Here is a 13,280-nt window from a genome sequence, read left to right as displayed (position 1 = left end):
GCGGTGCCGAGCAGATGCGGGAAGTGCAGCGTCTCGAATGGTGACGAACGGCGGGAGAAGATGTTCGGGACTGGGGCTTGAGGTGTGGTCATCAGATCGCGTCTGCCTTGCCCTCGACGGTCGGCGTGGCCGAGTGCGGCCCGGGAGGTGAGGGGGCTGCGATCTGGTTGGGTGGTTGTCTGGCGGTGTGCTGGTCCCCTGCGGCGGGAGCGGCGCCGGGCTGCGGGCGAGCACGATATCGATCATGTCCACGGAGGTTCCCTTTCTGGTCGTCAGTCCGGTATGTCGGTTGCAGGGGCGGATCGCGCTGTCGGCGAGAGGTCGTGCTCACGTCCGGGTCAGTACTCCGGCGGGACGATGTCGAAGAACGCCGCACGCAGCCCCGCGTTGCCGCCGAGGAAGGTGCGGACGTTGTGCCAGGTGTGCACGCACTTGGTCCAGTACTCGCGTTCGGCAGCGATGTCCGCGAGCGCGGCGCCGGTGAGGTCGTTCTCGGCGCGGTACTCGGTCCAGCTCAGACGGCCGTCGTGGGCGTCGCGGGCGAGCAGGAACACCGCCGAGTCCCAGTCGAGCGGGCCGGTTCCGGTGTTCCCGTCGTGCACCCAGGTCAGGGCGTGGGCGGCGCCGGTGTCGTCGTGGCGTTGCAGCCGCAGCGCCCATTGCTGCCGCAGATGCAGGCCGTTCTCGACGGTGCCGAGATCCCAGGAGGTGCAGACGATCCGGTGGTTGCGGACGAAGTCGCTGCCGAGGCAACCGCCGTGGTCGTGGACATGGCCGCACAGGCCGGAAACGGCGAGGCGCGCGCCGGACGAGGTGTTCATACCGAAACCCCTGTGCTGATGGCGTCGGGCGTGGTCGCCGGTGCTTCGGTGGTGGCGAGGGTGAAGCGGTGCAGCACGGTGGAGTCGTAGCGGCACCGGTCGGGGACCTGGACGGTTTCGACGAGGTCGACGGCGCGGACGGTGAGGGTGGCGTGGCCGGGACGTACACGGCGGCGGAGCTGCCGTTGCAGGTCGTCACTGGAGCCGTGCCCGCCGGCGTAGCAGAGCGCCATGTGCGCGGGACGGCTGTCGTAGACGATCGCCTCCGGTCCGCAGACGGCGGCGATGACCGGGCGCACGCGGTCGAGCAGGAGATTGAACCCGTCGTCGTGGTGGGTGTCGGCGACGACACCGCGGTGACCGACCAGCGCAGAGCCGATCAGCAGGTCGAACGCCGGCACTTCGGCCAGCGTGCACTCGAGCTCCGTGATCAGCTGCGCCCGGGCGGCCGAATCGACGCGGTCACGTCCGGGGAAGCCGAGGGGCTGGACGGTCAGATGCAGGCTCTGATCGGGCACCGGTTCAGTGGTCCCGGGATGATCGGCCATGACGGTACGGGTCTGGGCGACGAAGTCGGCGAGACCCGGGTTGCGGGCCAGGTCGGGGATGACCATGAGTTGGGGCTGGCGGTGCCCGGCTGGCCAGAGGCGGTCGGGCTGGAAGAACGGTTCCACGGTGCAGGTCCTCGTAGTCGTTGCGGTAGGCGGGTTAGAGCTGCTTGCGCAGCTCGCGGGCGGCGTACAGATCAGCGGCGGCGCCGGGCCCGGCGTGTTCCAGCTGGGTGATGAGGGTGTCGGTAAGACGGCGGGCGATGCCGGTGTCGCCGAGGTGGTAGGCGGTGCGGGCCGTGGCCAGGTCGAGACCGGCGAGGTAGCGGACCGCGGCGGTGCGGCCGATACGGGAGCGTGCGTCGCTCAGTTCGGCCATGGCCTCGCCGGGGCGACCGGCGACGACCAGCGCCTCGGCGAGCGAGGCGGCGGCGCGGGCCGCGCCGAGCGGGTGGCGGGCGCGGGTCATCTCCTCGCGCGAGTCGAGTAGGTGGCGGATGGCGTCGTGGACGCGGCCGCGGGCGAGGTAGGCCTGTCCGATCCGGCGGTGCAGGACGGCATGGCCGTGCGGGTCGCCTGCCAGGCGCCGCTGAGCGCGCAGCGCGGCATGCAGCTCGTGCGATGCCTCCTCGGCGCGGCCGAAGGTGAGCTGCACCCGTCCGCTGAGCGAGTGCGCCAGGGCGGCCAGGCGCGGGTCGGCGCTGTGGCCGGCGGCCGAGGTCGCATCGGCCGCAGCGACCAGGGCCTCGTCGTGGTGGCCCAGGTCGGACAGGGCGGCAGCTTCGCGGGCGCGGAAGACCGCCGCGATCGTCGGGTGACTGCGCTGGGCCGCGGCATGACCGGCGCGCTGGAGGTGGACGAGGTCGTCGTGGTGGTAGCTCGGCCGGGCCAGATGCCAGACGGCGTCCGCCAGCTCGACCACGATGTCGTCCCAGCGCCAGCCGAGCGCGGTCGCGGCGACGTGGCGCAGTACGCGGTGTTCCCAGCCGAACCAGACAGCGGCCTGGCGCTCGTCGGCGTGGGCGTGGGCGATGACGTCATGAGCCACGAGCGGGCTGAAGCGGTGGGCGCGGGGTGCGATGAGCGGGATGGTGGCGGCCGCGGTGGCGGCGTAGTAGTCGATCAGGCGGCCGAGCTGGTGGCTGCGGATTGAGGGTCGTTCTTGGTCGCGTAGGTGGGTGGCGTGCTGGCGGACCCGCGCGGCCAGGTGGTAGCGGTCGCCGGGCCACCGCTCTACTTGCCCGGCGGTGTGCAGCAGCTGCAGCGCGCCGGCGACCTCGGGCACGGCCAGGTCGAGAGCGGCAGCCAGCGGTGCGGCGGTGGTGTCGGGTCCAGGATGATCGACGAGCAGTTCGTAGACCTGGCGTGCAGGTTCGGACAGGTGTCCGTGGACGAGGCTCATCGGAGTCGCCTTCGCCGCGGCCCGCAGCCCACGGGCAGCGTTGCCCACGGGGCGAGGTGGTTGTTGCGTGACGGCGGGCGTCGCATCCCGCGGGCTCGGCGGATGGTCACGCGGACTGTTCCCGCCGCTTGAGGTACCGGCGCAGGCGCGTCAGGCCGGAGCGGCTCGAGCGGGCCAGCGGCGGGATGAGCTCCACTGCGGGCCAGAGCGGCACCATGGCCGCGGCGTGGACCCAGGCCCGGGCATGGAGCCGTCGACCGCTTTCCTGCCCGTTGGAGAGCTGGGTGCGGGCTTGGCGTAGGACGCTGCGCGCGGTGTGGACGCCGATGGCCGGATAGGCCGCCATCAGCAGGAGGGTGAACAGGAAGTCCATGGGGATGAGTCGTTTCGTGCGAAGTGGACAGTGCAATGGAATCGGTCAGAACCCGTGGTTCAAGGCAAGGAAGGCGGCCGTGAGCGCACAGGCCAGGCGACCTCCGCGACGCCGACGCGGACTAGAAGGTGTCCGGCAGGGTGGACGTCGGCGTGCGCGCTACGGATGCCGGTTGGCCACCCTTCACCGGTCCCGTCCGACGCTGCGGCCGCTCGGGTCAGCGGTGGGTTCGACGGGGTAACCGATGTAGCTGGTGAGGATGACGTAGCTGCAGATCGGCGCGACGGCGCACCGGTTGCAGCGATGCTCGGGGCAGGGGCGCCAGAGCGTATGTGCTGCGGATTCGGCGAGCGGGTCCTCGAGGTCGCTGATGATCTGGTAGCTGTGGCCGGCGCCGTCGAGGAAGTTGCGGGCGATGATGACGGTGACCCAGTCGGGATACCAGTACGCGTGCGGCCAGGAGTAGTCGACGGCGTCTCCGGTCATTGCCTCGAACCGGCCGTCTGTGCGTGTCTGCTGCCCGGCCCACGCCTGGTTGTCGTGGGAGAGTTGGAGGAAGTCGTAGGCGTCGACGGTGACGGGGAACCGGGGCGCAGCGGGTGTGGTGTCGGCTGTTGTGCGGTTCACGGGGTCTCCCGGTGCTGGTGGGCGGTAGGCGATGGTGGTGACTCGCTGCCGGTCGCCCGGGTCGGTGAGGTCGCCGGGCGCCTGGCGTGGCGTGGGCGGGTGTGGTGATGTCGACGGGGTTGGAGGGGCGGTCCGGGTCGACGGCGAAGGCCGCCATGAGTGCGAGCGCCCACAGGAGTCCGCAGCCGCCGAGCCCGGCGACCACGCCGAGGACGACGTTGACCGGGTTACGAGGTCGGCGGAGTGTCGTGGTGCGCCATTGCTCGTCGGCATTCATGACCCGCCCTGCGCGTTGTCCCCGGGCGCGGCGGCGCCGTCGGTCAGGCGGTCGGACGACACTGTTGCGTCGAGCCGCGCGGCTTCCCGGTACAGCTGGGCGGTGAGGCGGCCGTACTCGAGGGCGTGGCTGCATAGGGCGGGAGGTCAAGGCGGAGCCACAGCATGCGGTCGGCCGCGGTCTCCTCCCGGCTGCCGTTTCTGATCGCGTCCCGGTGCTCGGCGACGGCCTGCGTCAGCGTCCGCAGAGCGGCCGCCATCCGGCCGAGGTCGTCGTGCTGGCTGATGCGGCGTACCCGGTCTCGAAGCTGGCTGCGGCGGCTGCGGGCGCAGTTGGCGAAGTGAACGGTCCGCGATTTCCACTCCTCGTACGCGGCAGCCGCCTGGTGATACTCCGGGCGGGAACCGCGGAATGCGCGGAGATCGGCCTTCCGCTGGATGAACGCGACCTCGACCCGTTTGAGCAACTGTCCGAGTGCCCGGTACGTCTGGCGGAGACGATCGTCGCTGGCGGTCATCGCCCGCCACCGCGCCGGGTCCGGGCGGTTGATCTCCGCTCCCACTGCCTCGATGGCTGCGTTGTCGTCGTCGACGGCGTACGAGAGTTGCATCCTGGCCTCAGCTCACCTGAACACCGCAGGAGTCGTTGGCGCACCACGTTGCCCCGGTCGCCTCGTCGTACTCGGTCTGACCGTGCGAGCAGTTCGCCTGTTCCTTCGCGAGCACCTTTCCGCTTCTCTCGACCAGCTGCTCGTAGCTGATCTCGCCTTTCTCGTGCTGTTCCTCCAATTTGGCGTACTGCTTGACGTCGCTACCCCTGCCGAACATCAGTGCAACTCTCCTTTTCTCGCAATGGTTTCTGTTTCTCCGTCGATGAGATCTGCTGGCTGCGAGCGTCAGGGCCCGCTCAGGTGCGTGCGGACCAGCGGCAGAGGTGACGATCTCGCTGCAGAGGGTCCTGGGCGCCGACCGTGTTGGTGAACACGTCGGCTGCTGGCTTGTGGAGCCCACCTGGAGCGGGCACCGCTGCCCGGTCGGCATGCTGTCGCGGTCCGTCACGCGGGTTCGTCGCCCGAGCGTCCGTTGTCGTCCTCGTCCGCGACGTCGTGGTTGTCGCCGCGTAGGCTGATGCCGGCGATCGCCGCCGGGCACAACCCGTGCGATGGGGTCACTGTGGCTGCCAGGGTGGCTCCGGTGCTTCGTCGTGGCTTGAGGGTTTCTGCGTGAGGACCGCGGCGGTGAAGTGCCCGCACATCGGCGGGTTCGGCGGACCGTCGGGATACCAGCCGAACGCCGGGACGACGCCCGGCGGAACCACGTGGGTGCCGGCGACCATCGCCTCGATCTCGCCGTGGGTCGCGAGGCTCCCGGTTCCCGGTCCGTAGATGCGCAGCGCTTTTTCGAATTCGCGTGCCTGCTCGATCATCTCGGTATGGCTGGGGAGCAGTAGGTGGGTCATGGCCAGGAACGCGCCCTCGGGCAACCGGGCGAGGTGGTCCTGCACCACGTGGGCGACCTCGGCGCGGCTGCCACCGTGGAAGGACATCACTCCGCCCAGCAGCAACGCCACGTGGTCGTAGTCCCGGGAGACCAGACCCGGGCCTTCGCTGGTGGTGTTGTAGAGGGTGTCCCACATCGCGGTGGGATCCCAGGGATCGGCCTCGACGACATGAACGCCGTTGTCGGCGTCGGCGATCGTGCGCAGGTGGGCGAGGGTCAGCGGGTCGCGCTCGACGTAGATCACGTTCGCACGAGAAGTTTTCTGTTTCCGGTTGCGGGTTGTCCGCTCGCGCAGGCGGACAACCGAGTGCAGGTCGTCGTCACCGGTGATGTGGGGTAGGCCCGCGCCCGCGACCACGATGCTGCTGACGCCCTGCCGGGCAACGAGGTAGGCGGCCACGCGGTCGAGAAACGCGCGCTCGGACCGGAACACGGCGCCCGCGCCCGGCACGCGAGCGTCCAGCAGCAGTGCGGCGTCAAGTTCGTTGTCGTGGGCGAATTTGACGCAGACAACGTCGCGGTTGTCGCTGTTTTTGGCTTCGCGAAAGGCATCGTAGAAGAAAGCGAGGTTGATTCGATTGCGGTCGACGCCGGACGGTAACCACCACGGTGCAGCACGTTCCGCGCGGCGGGGGCCCGAGTTGCTGGCGGGCGCGGGGGCCGTGGGTGAGCGCCGAACAGCGGGCCGGTGCTGCTCGGCGGGGTGGGTGTCGGGCGCGACGTGGTGTGCACTGGTCATCGGGTCACCTGGGCCTGGGTGGTCAGCAGCAAGGTCAGTTCGGCGGGATCGACTCGGCAGCGTCGCGCCAAGGACGCGAGTTCGACGGGAGCCAGCAGCCGCACCGTGAGGGATCCGGTGTCGCGTTCCTGGCGGGCCCACTGCGCGGCAGGGCGCAGGACGTCGTGCCGGCATTCGGCGAGGATGTCGAGGTCAACAGCCACTCCGACCGGCTCCCACGAGATCCGGCGCTCGGCGCGCAGCAGCAGCTCCGACGGCCGGATCGCGTACAGGTGCCCGACCAGCTCCAGCTGGCGGATGGACACCGACCGGGTGGCCTTCTCCGCCGACTGGAGGCCCTTGGTCGAGACGTTGCCGTCGGAACAGGCAGCAACTGCTGGGCGGGACCAGCCGCGTTTCTCGCGGTGGGCCTGCAGCTCCGTGCCGACGGCATGGGCCAGTTCGCCGGTGTCCGTGTCGGTCTTCGCCATCAGGATTGTCGTCCAGTACCTGCTGTAGAGGGTGAATGGTGAATGGCCAGTCGCGGTCGCGGGTCGGCCAGTGCCGCCCGGCGTACCGAAGAACCGCGGTGGGTGTTCTCGAGTCGAGGTAGTCATGCAGAGCCCGCGCGCGGATGGTGCTCAACCAGTAGGTCTCGGGACGTGCGCCGTCGGTCACCGGCATGGCGGCTCCGGGAGATCTAGGGGACCGACCGATTCGTCAGTTCCCTCGGTGCTGGCGTTGTCGTCGCGGCATCGAGGTTTCTCGCAGGTGATGGCGGCGGAGGTGACGCGGTACTGCGGGTTGCGGTCTCGTGCTGCGTCGATGGTGTTCCGGCGGGAATCCGCTGAGGCACACGCTGGTGCGAGGACACCTGTTGAGTCGAATGTGCCGAGGTCGACGCGGTGGACTCGCGGATGGTTCGTGGAGGGCGAGCGCAGCACGGTCGCGGCCGGCCGGTCGGCTGGAGGCGCGGTGATCCCGCGACCTCGCGGTTGGGTTTGATCGGCCGGCACCGGGTGCGCAGCCGTGGACGAGCCGTCGTACCGCAGCACGGTTGCGGTTGAGGTGTCTTCCATCGTCGAGCACGCTCCAGTTCGGGATGGACACGTTGGGGTGCGCCTCGACCGCCCGGAGGTTGGCAGTTCGCGTTCGGTCGAGGCGCGCGGTCCGGACGGAGGGAGGTACACACAGCACCCGTCCGGGCCGAGCCTGCGAAATTCACGACGGGGTTCCGGATCGTCCGGATTGGGTGGTGGATCGGCGTCTCCGCCCGACGCCAGCCGGAGCGAGACCGTGCGCATGGCGGCAACGAGACGCTCGTACATCGGGGCGGCGTGAGCCGAGGGGATCTGCGCCGGATCGCCCCAGCCTTGCAGCCACGCCGTCAGCCACGCCTGCCAGCGCACGATCGATGATTGCCGCGGTGTTCTGCAGCTGCTGGTGGGCTTGTTCTTCGGACTGGGGGTCGTGCCAGTGGATGTCGGGCAAGGGGACCAGCGCCTGTCGTGCGCGGACGATGGCGACCTGCCGTTGCGCGCGTCGCCGCGCCCATGGCGACCTCACGGCGTCCACAACCGCGGAGCCGCGCCTACCACGAGCCGTGGTGCGAGCGGATCGCTGGGCGCGGGCAGCTCGACGAGCTGGTGCAGCACATCGAGGGCGGCGCCTTCGCGTTCCCAGACCCGCCCTCCGGCGCGATCTACGCGCATGGCGGCGGCGTCAGACTCACCTTTGACACGGAGAGCATCGGTGAACCTGTCCGCCTCCCACGTGAACGCACCGGTGAACCGCTCTAGCCGGCCGTCCGTGTCGAACTGAGGGAAGAATTCCCAGCGGCGTTTCAGCAGGGTGGTGAACGGTTCGATGGCCGGTTCATCCCAGAGGAATGCGAACGGGCTTGTGGCGGCCGTGGTCATCGGCGATCACGTCCGGTCTTAACGGGCTGTTCGCCGTGGGGTTCACGTATCTCGATGGCGTGTTCGCAGCTCGCGATGCCGGTGACGGTGTAGTGGTGAGGCAGCTGCTCTCGTCGCTGGCCTACCAGATCGCCAACGTTGGCGACCCGGCCGACGCCCAGCTTCCCGCGAAGAGCGGTGGCAAACGTGAGCGGCGCCTCGCCGACGGTCGGATTGACCATCGTCCACCTCCTGAACCTGACACGACGAACCTCGCCTGATGATCTTCGCCACCAACGAGGCGCATCAAGAGGTCACCGAGGTGCCATCCGAGGTCAGGCGGAGGTCATTTCACCTGCTCACCGTCCGGCAGTCGACGAAGCGGGGGGTGTCAGTCGCATAGCGATGGCGGCGAAGCGGCAGGGGCGGCAGGGGCGGCAGGGGCGGCGAGATCGCGCCGGAGTGGAGCGCCGGGACCAAGTTCGTCAAGATGGGACCATGAAGCGTGTATTGGTACTCGGTGGATCCTGGTTTCTGGGACGCGCCGTCGTCGACGACGCACTCGCGCGCGGATGGGACGTGACAACGTTCCGGCGCGGTATCTCCGGCGATGACGCACCAGGCACAACGACTATCCGTGGTGATCGGACTGACCCCGCCGACCTGCAGCGGCTGGTCGCCGCCGGTTCCTGGGATGCCGTGATTGACACATCCGGGTTCGTGCCACGCGAGGCGCTGCAAATCGCTCGCGCCCTGGAGCCGGTAGCAGAGCGATATGTGTTTGTATCCACGGTCTCGGTGTACGAAGATTGGCCAACAGCGCCGCTCACCGAAGAGTCCGCTGTTCTCGAGTGCCCGACTGACGCTGGACCAGATTTCGGGTACGACGGCGACCCGGGGCCGTCTATCTATGGCTTCACCAAGGCGGGGTGCGAACATGCTGTGGTTGAAGTCTTCGGTTCGGACCGGTCCGTGCTGCTGCGACCAGGAGTCATCCTCGGACCACGCGAGTATGTTGGCCGTCTGCCCTGGTGGCTGCGCCGGACCGAGCGTGGTGGACGAGTGCTCGCGCCGGGTCGCCCCGAAAGGCCGATTCAACCCATCGATGTCAGGGACGTCGCCGGCTTCGCGGTCAACTCTGCCGTTGGAACGGCAGGTGTGTTTAACCTGACGGCGACTGGCCAGGACACAATGAATGACTTCCTCGTCGCTTGCCGAGAAACGGTCGGCTCTGACGCGCGATTCGAATGGATTGCCGACGAAGAATGGTTGATCGGTCAAGGCGTCCAGCAGTGGACTGAGTTGCCGTTGTGGCGTTCCTACGCCGGAGCTTGGGCCGTAGACTCAAGTCGAGCTCGCGCCGCCGGACTCGTCACCCGTGATATTCGCGAGACGGTCGGTGACACGTGGTCGTGGTTGCAGTCAGGCGGTGCAGCCGTAGGCCACGAGCGCGCCGCCGAACAGGGAATATCTCCTGATAAGGAACGCCAGATACTCGCGGCGTGGGACGCCCTGAATGTGCCTCAGTAGGGCATGTTCAATCCCCAGACATGATTGCTTTGGTCGATGTGGTCCTAGCCAGGCTACTTGCCGTGAAGTCTTCGACGGCCTCGCCAAGACGACCTGCCTCGATCGAACCGCGATAGCGGGCCGTACCGACGAGGCGACCAAGGGCGAGCATTCGACGCGACAGTGCCTCTGTCCGCCGCACAGGGTCGATATCGAGGACTGGCAGAAGGGCGTCCTCTGCTCCCGCGAGGTCGCCACGCAGTGTTCGAGCAACTCCGAGGTCGATCTGGGCACCAAGCTCGCCGGCGCCCCAACGCGACTCCTCCGGAAACTGGGCGAACAGCTCCAGTGCCCCCAGTGCTTCGGTCTCTGCCCGGTCGCCGTCACCCAGTGCTACGTAGGCTGACCCGGCGCAAAGCGCACGTCGCGAGCGATCGAAGCCCAGCTCCCCGCCGATCTCGTCTAGAAAGGTGTCATCGCCGGCGCGGTCGAGTTCGTCAGCGGCCTTGCCCAGCTCGATTTCAACTTCCTGCCGGGCGCCGATGAGAGCCAGCGAACGAGCGTTGACCGAGTGCAGTCGGGCTCGTGCGGTTCCTTCGGGAGCTGTTCCCAGGGCAACAGAAGCGATGTTGGCTGCGCGTCGGGGCTGACCCGACCAGAAAGCGACGGTGACCTGTAGCGCCCGTGCCCACGCCATGAGCGATGGATGATCGATGACGCTGCCATAGGTGTGCGCTGCGCGAGCCTGCTCCTGCGCCACTTCTGCGTGGCCAAGATCCCAGGAAACCGACGACAGGAGACCACATGCCAAACCGGCAACGAGGTACAGCTCCGACTGCTGACGGGGCTTGTGTGTACGGTCGAGCTGCTCGTATACAGTATTCCTCAGTTTGATCAAATCAGTGAGCATCGATAGAGCAGGCGTCACATAGTAAGCCTGCGCCGCATGTTCAGCCGTCGAGTAGAGATGCTCAAGCGCGGACGGATCTAGTGCGGAAGCGGCCTCAATCGCATGCTCGACCGATTCGCGGCCAGTATTCACTACAAGTTCCTCTTCTGTGACAACAGTGCCCGCGAGCGCCAGGTCAGGTGGGCCGAGCAGTCGTCCAACCGGCTCCCGCCACCAATGCTCCAGCACTCGGCAGGAGACGGCCTGCGGGGTCGGGGCACCCCCGGCAAACCAGCGTTTGACCGTTCGTTCGGAGACGTGCAGCTCACCTTCGCCAGCGCGGAGGGCCTGGGAGGTGTACTCCCTCATGAACGCGTTCAGCGACAGGTGTGCGGTGCGAGCGAACTGCTCGAGCCGTGAACGGGGCGTCTTGCTGGCGGCCATGTCGAGTACCTCCTACAGCCACGGTAGCTGGCCAAGCTCGCCCATGCGCCTCTGAACTGCGCGAACGTCCCTTAGATGGCCTGCTATGGCCTCTCGGTGGCCCCTGTGTGCACCGGTCGGCCAGCGAAGATCGACAGGGTAAAGGGGCCGTCTGTCACGGTATTGCCCCTACCTGCCTGGGCCAGCGATGACACCGCTGGGCGAGCAGATGCGTCCCGCGCTGAGGGGTTGATCAGTATGTGGACCGAGGCGTTCTGGATAGCACTCGGAGTAGTGATCGTGGTTGTGCTTTCGGCCGTCGCGGCCGCCTTTGCGATCGGCATCGCGGTCCAGCGTGCAGCCGACTGGCGCCACGCGCGCCGTATCGCTGCTGACCCCGATCGTGTCACCGTTGACGACATTCAGGCTAAGATCGTCGCCGCTAGTCGTCAGGTAGTTGAGCGGCTCGCGATGGACACCGTGATCATGGTTGGCCGGGCACCAGCCGGACCAACGCGGCCGGTGCCCGTAATGCTCGGCCGCCGCCGGTCCCGCCGACATCTTTCTCGGTGTGGACCATCGCCCACCGGCAACTGATCGCCGCCGACAGTCCTCTCGCGAACCGCACCCCCAGGCATGCGCCTGCCACCGGTCGGTCGACCCTCGCGTGCTGGAAGCGTCCTAACGAGGTGCCGCGGTGCGCTTCCGACCCGTTCTGTCGCACAAACCCAGAAACTGTTATCCCCTCTGAAAGGGTAACTGCGTGAATACACTCCGACATGAAGACGCCAACGCTGCCGAGTTCCGCGATGCGCTGGTGGACACTCTTCTCGCCAACAAGATGATCACCTCGCCGCTGGTGGCGCGAGCCTTCCGTACGGTGCCCCGGCACCTGTTCGTCGCCGACGGCACTCCGCTGGAGGTCACCTACAACGTCGACAACTCGGTTGCGATCAAACGTGACCCGGACGGCGTGATCATCTCCTCCACCAGCGCGGCCTACATCCAGGCCCGGATGATCGAGCAGGCCGGGCTCGCCGAGGGCATGAGGGTGCTGGAGATCGGGTCCGGCGGGTTCAACGCCGCCCTGCTGGCCGAAATCGTTGGCCCGGACGGGCAGGTGGTCAGCGTGGACATCGATCCGGACGTGACCGACCGCGCCCGCGAACTGCTGGAGCAGGCCGGATACGGCAACCGGGTCGACGTGGTGCTCGCCGACGCCGAGAACCCGCTACCGGGGCTGCACGAACCTTTCGACGCGATCCTGGTGACGGTCGGGGCCTGGGACCTGGCGCCGGCATGGCTTGCGCACCTGACCGAGGGCGGCATGATCGTCGTTCCGTTGCGGATGAACGGAGTCACCCGCGTCATCGGCTTCCTCCGCGAGGGCGACCACCTGGCGAGTACCTCGTCCGAGGTGGCCGGGTTCGTCCCGATGCAGGGCGAGGGCGCACGCGACGAACGGGTCTTCCTGCTGCCCGACCGCAACGGCCACCACGTCAAGCTGCGCTTCGAAGGCGATGTCCCGGCCGGGCTGGATCTGCTGGACGGGGTGCTGGCGACTGAGCGCACCGAAGCCTGGTCCGGCGTCACCATCAAGCACGGGGTGTCTTTCGCCGACCTGCACCTGTGGCTCGCCGTGTTCCTCCCCGGCTTCTGCAAGCTGGCCGCGGACGAGGGCACCGACCTGAACTCCGAACGCAAGAGCTGGTTCCCCTTCGGCGTGGTGCACGGCGACTCGTTCGCCTACCTAGCCGTCCGGCCCCTTCCCGACGGCGGCGGATCGGAGTTCGGCGCGCGCGCCTACGGAGTCCACGGCGACGCCGCCACTACCGCGATGGTCGAGCAGATCCAGGCGTGGGACCGCCGGGGCCGCGCCGACGAGCCCGCCTTCGCCTACTGGCCGACCGGCTCCGACCGTCCCGAGTTCGGCAAGGACACGGCCGTGCTGGTCAAGGCGCACGGCGTGGCCACGATCTCCTGGCCTCCGGCGGCGTCCGCCGCTCGGTGACCGGGTGTCCTGCACAACCCCGAGAAGTGAAGGAGTGAACCGAATGTCAGCAGCACTGGCCGCCCCGCCCGTGGACGTGGTCGATGACGCGGAGTTCGAGCTGGACCTGCGTGTGGTGGAGTCCGCCACCAAGCTCGTGATCACGATGTGCGACACGAGCGACGGGTGCGGCAGCACATGCAGCACCAGCGCGTGCACCACGTTTTCCAACGACCCGTTCTGATTCAACCGCTGCCGTCGGCGTCCGAGCCTGGCTCGGGCGCCGACGGCCACGCGCTGCCTTGA

Annotated in this window: 15 protein-coding genes; 3 read left to right on the top strand and 12 right to left on the bottom strand. The window is 68.2% G+C overall.

Going from position 1 to position 13,280, the window contains the following annotated elements:
• Nucleotides 1-338: 338 nt before the first annotated feature.
• The 11 genes from OG494_RS24240 to OG494_RS24190 all read right to left on the bottom strand — a co-directional run bounded on the left by OG494_RS24240 (nucleotide 339) and on the right by OG494_RS24190 (nucleotide 8,405).
• Nucleotides 339-821, bottom strand: coding sequence for a hypothetical protein (locus OG494_RS24240; protein ID WP_328442805.1), 483 nt, complete (start codon nucleotides 819-821; stop codon nucleotides 339-341).
• A complete protein-coding gene (locus OG494_RS24235; protein ID WP_328442804.1) occupies nucleotides 818-1,435 on the bottom strand; it encodes a 2'-5' RNA ligase family protein in 618 nt (205 codons plus the stop codon). Before OG494_RS24235 ends, OG494_RS24240 begins: the two co-directional genes overlap by 4 nt.
• A gap of 94 nt (nucleotides 1,436-1,529) precedes the next feature.
• Nucleotides 1,530-2,771: a hypothetical protein gene (locus OG494_RS24230; protein WP_328442803.1), complete on the bottom strand. Its 1,242-nt coding sequence runs from the start codon at nucleotides 2,769-2,771 to the stop codon at nucleotides 1,530-1,532.
• A gap of 106 nt (nucleotides 2,772-2,877) precedes the next feature.
• The gene (locus OG494_RS24225) at nucleotides 2,878-3,144 is read right to left on the bottom strand and encodes a hypothetical protein (RefSeq protein ID WP_328442802.1); all 267 of its coding nucleotides are present in this window, start codon (nucleotides 3,142-3,144) and stop codon (nucleotides 2,878-2,880) included.
• A gap of 183 nt (nucleotides 3,145-3,327) precedes the next feature.
• Nucleotides 3,328-3,771 carry a hypothetical protein gene (locus OG494_RS24220; RefSeq protein WP_328442801.1) on the bottom strand — a complete coding sequence of 148 codons (444 nt, stop codon included), beginning with the start codon at nucleotides 3,769-3,771 and terminating at the stop codon, nucleotides 3,328-3,330.
• Nucleotides 3,772-4,091: 320 nt separating this feature from the next.
• Nucleotides 4,092-4,658, bottom strand: coding sequence for a hypothetical protein (locus OG494_RS24215; protein ID WP_328442800.1), 567 nt, complete (start codon nucleotides 4,656-4,658; stop codon nucleotides 4,092-4,094).
• A 7-nt stretch (nucleotides 4,659-4,665) separates the two neighbouring features.
• Nucleotides 4,666-4,875 (bottom strand): hypothetical protein, encoded by a 210-nt coding sequence (locus OG494_RS24210; RefSeq protein ID WP_328442799.1) that lies wholly within the window; start codon nucleotides 4,873-4,875, stop codon nucleotides 4,666-4,668.
• 340 nt (nucleotides 4,876-5,215) lie between these two features.
• A complete protein-coding gene (locus tag OG494_RS24205) occupies nucleotides 5,216-6,286 on the bottom strand; it encodes an SAM-dependent methyltransferase (RefSeq protein WP_328442798.1) in 1,071 nt (356 codons plus the stop codon).
• Nucleotides 6,283-6,756: a hypothetical protein gene (locus OG494_RS24200; RefSeq protein ID WP_328442797.1), complete on the bottom strand. Its 474-nt coding sequence runs from the start codon at nucleotides 6,754-6,756 to the stop codon at nucleotides 6,283-6,285. The genes OG494_RS24205 and OG494_RS24200 overlap by 4 nt, the downstream gene beginning before the upstream one ends.
• 1,071 nt (nucleotides 6,757-7,827) lie before the next feature.
• Nucleotides 7,828-8,184, bottom strand: coding sequence for a hypothetical protein (locus OG494_RS24195; protein WP_328442796.1), 357 nt, complete (start codon nucleotides 8,182-8,184; stop codon nucleotides 7,828-7,830).
• Nucleotides 8,181-8,405: a hypothetical protein gene (locus OG494_RS24190; RefSeq protein ID WP_328442795.1), complete on the bottom strand. Its 225-nt coding sequence runs from the start codon at nucleotides 8,403-8,405 to the stop codon at nucleotides 8,181-8,183. Before OG494_RS24190 ends, OG494_RS24195 begins: the two co-directional genes overlap by 4 nt.
• 256 nt (nucleotides 8,406-8,661) lie before the next feature.
• Here OG494_RS24190 and OG494_RS24185 point away from each other — a divergent pair, with 256 nt between their 5' ends.
• Nucleotides 8,662-9,693 (top strand): NAD-dependent epimerase/dehydratase family protein, encoded by a 1,032-nt coding sequence (locus OG494_RS24185; RefSeq protein ID WP_328442794.1) that lies wholly within the window; start codon nucleotides 8,662-8,664, stop codon nucleotides 9,691-9,693.
• 7 nt (nucleotides 9,694-9,700) lie between these two features.
• Here OG494_RS24185 and OG494_RS24180 read toward each other — a convergent pair whose 3' ends face one another.
• The gene (locus OG494_RS24180) at nucleotides 9,701-11,005 is read right to left on the bottom strand and encodes a hypothetical protein (RefSeq protein ID WP_328442793.1); all 1,305 of its coding nucleotides are present in this window, start codon (nucleotides 11,003-11,005) and stop codon (nucleotides 9,701-9,703) included.
• 742 nt (nucleotides 11,006-11,747) lie between these two features.
• On the opposite strand from OG494_RS24180, the gene fxlM reads away from it, so the two are divergent.
• Both fxlM and OG494_RS24170 read left to right on the top strand, forming a co-directional pair.
• Nucleotides 11,748-12,995 carry a methyltransferase, FxLD system gene (gene fxlM / locus OG494_RS24175; protein WP_328442792.1) on the top strand — a complete coding sequence of 416 codons (1,248 nt, stop codon included), beginning with the start codon at nucleotides 11,748-11,750 and terminating at the stop codon, nucleotides 12,993-12,995.
• Nucleotides 12,996-13,038: 43 nt separating this feature from the next.
• Nucleotides 13,039-13,218: an FxLD family lanthipeptide gene (locus OG494_RS24170; RefSeq protein ID WP_328442791.1), complete on the top strand. Its 180-nt coding sequence runs from the start codon at nucleotides 13,039-13,041 to the stop codon at nucleotides 13,216-13,218.
• The last annotated feature ends 62 nt before the right edge of the window (nucleotides 13,219-13,280 follow it).

This window comes from Amycolatopsis sp. NBC_00438 (genome assembly GCF_036026695.1).
GTDB lineage: Bacteria > Actinomycetota > Actinomycetes > Mycobacteriales > Pseudonocardiaceae > Amycolatopsis.
The sequence above is the reverse complement of the archived record's forward strand: the minus strand, read 5'-3'. Positions and strand labels throughout refer to the sequence as shown.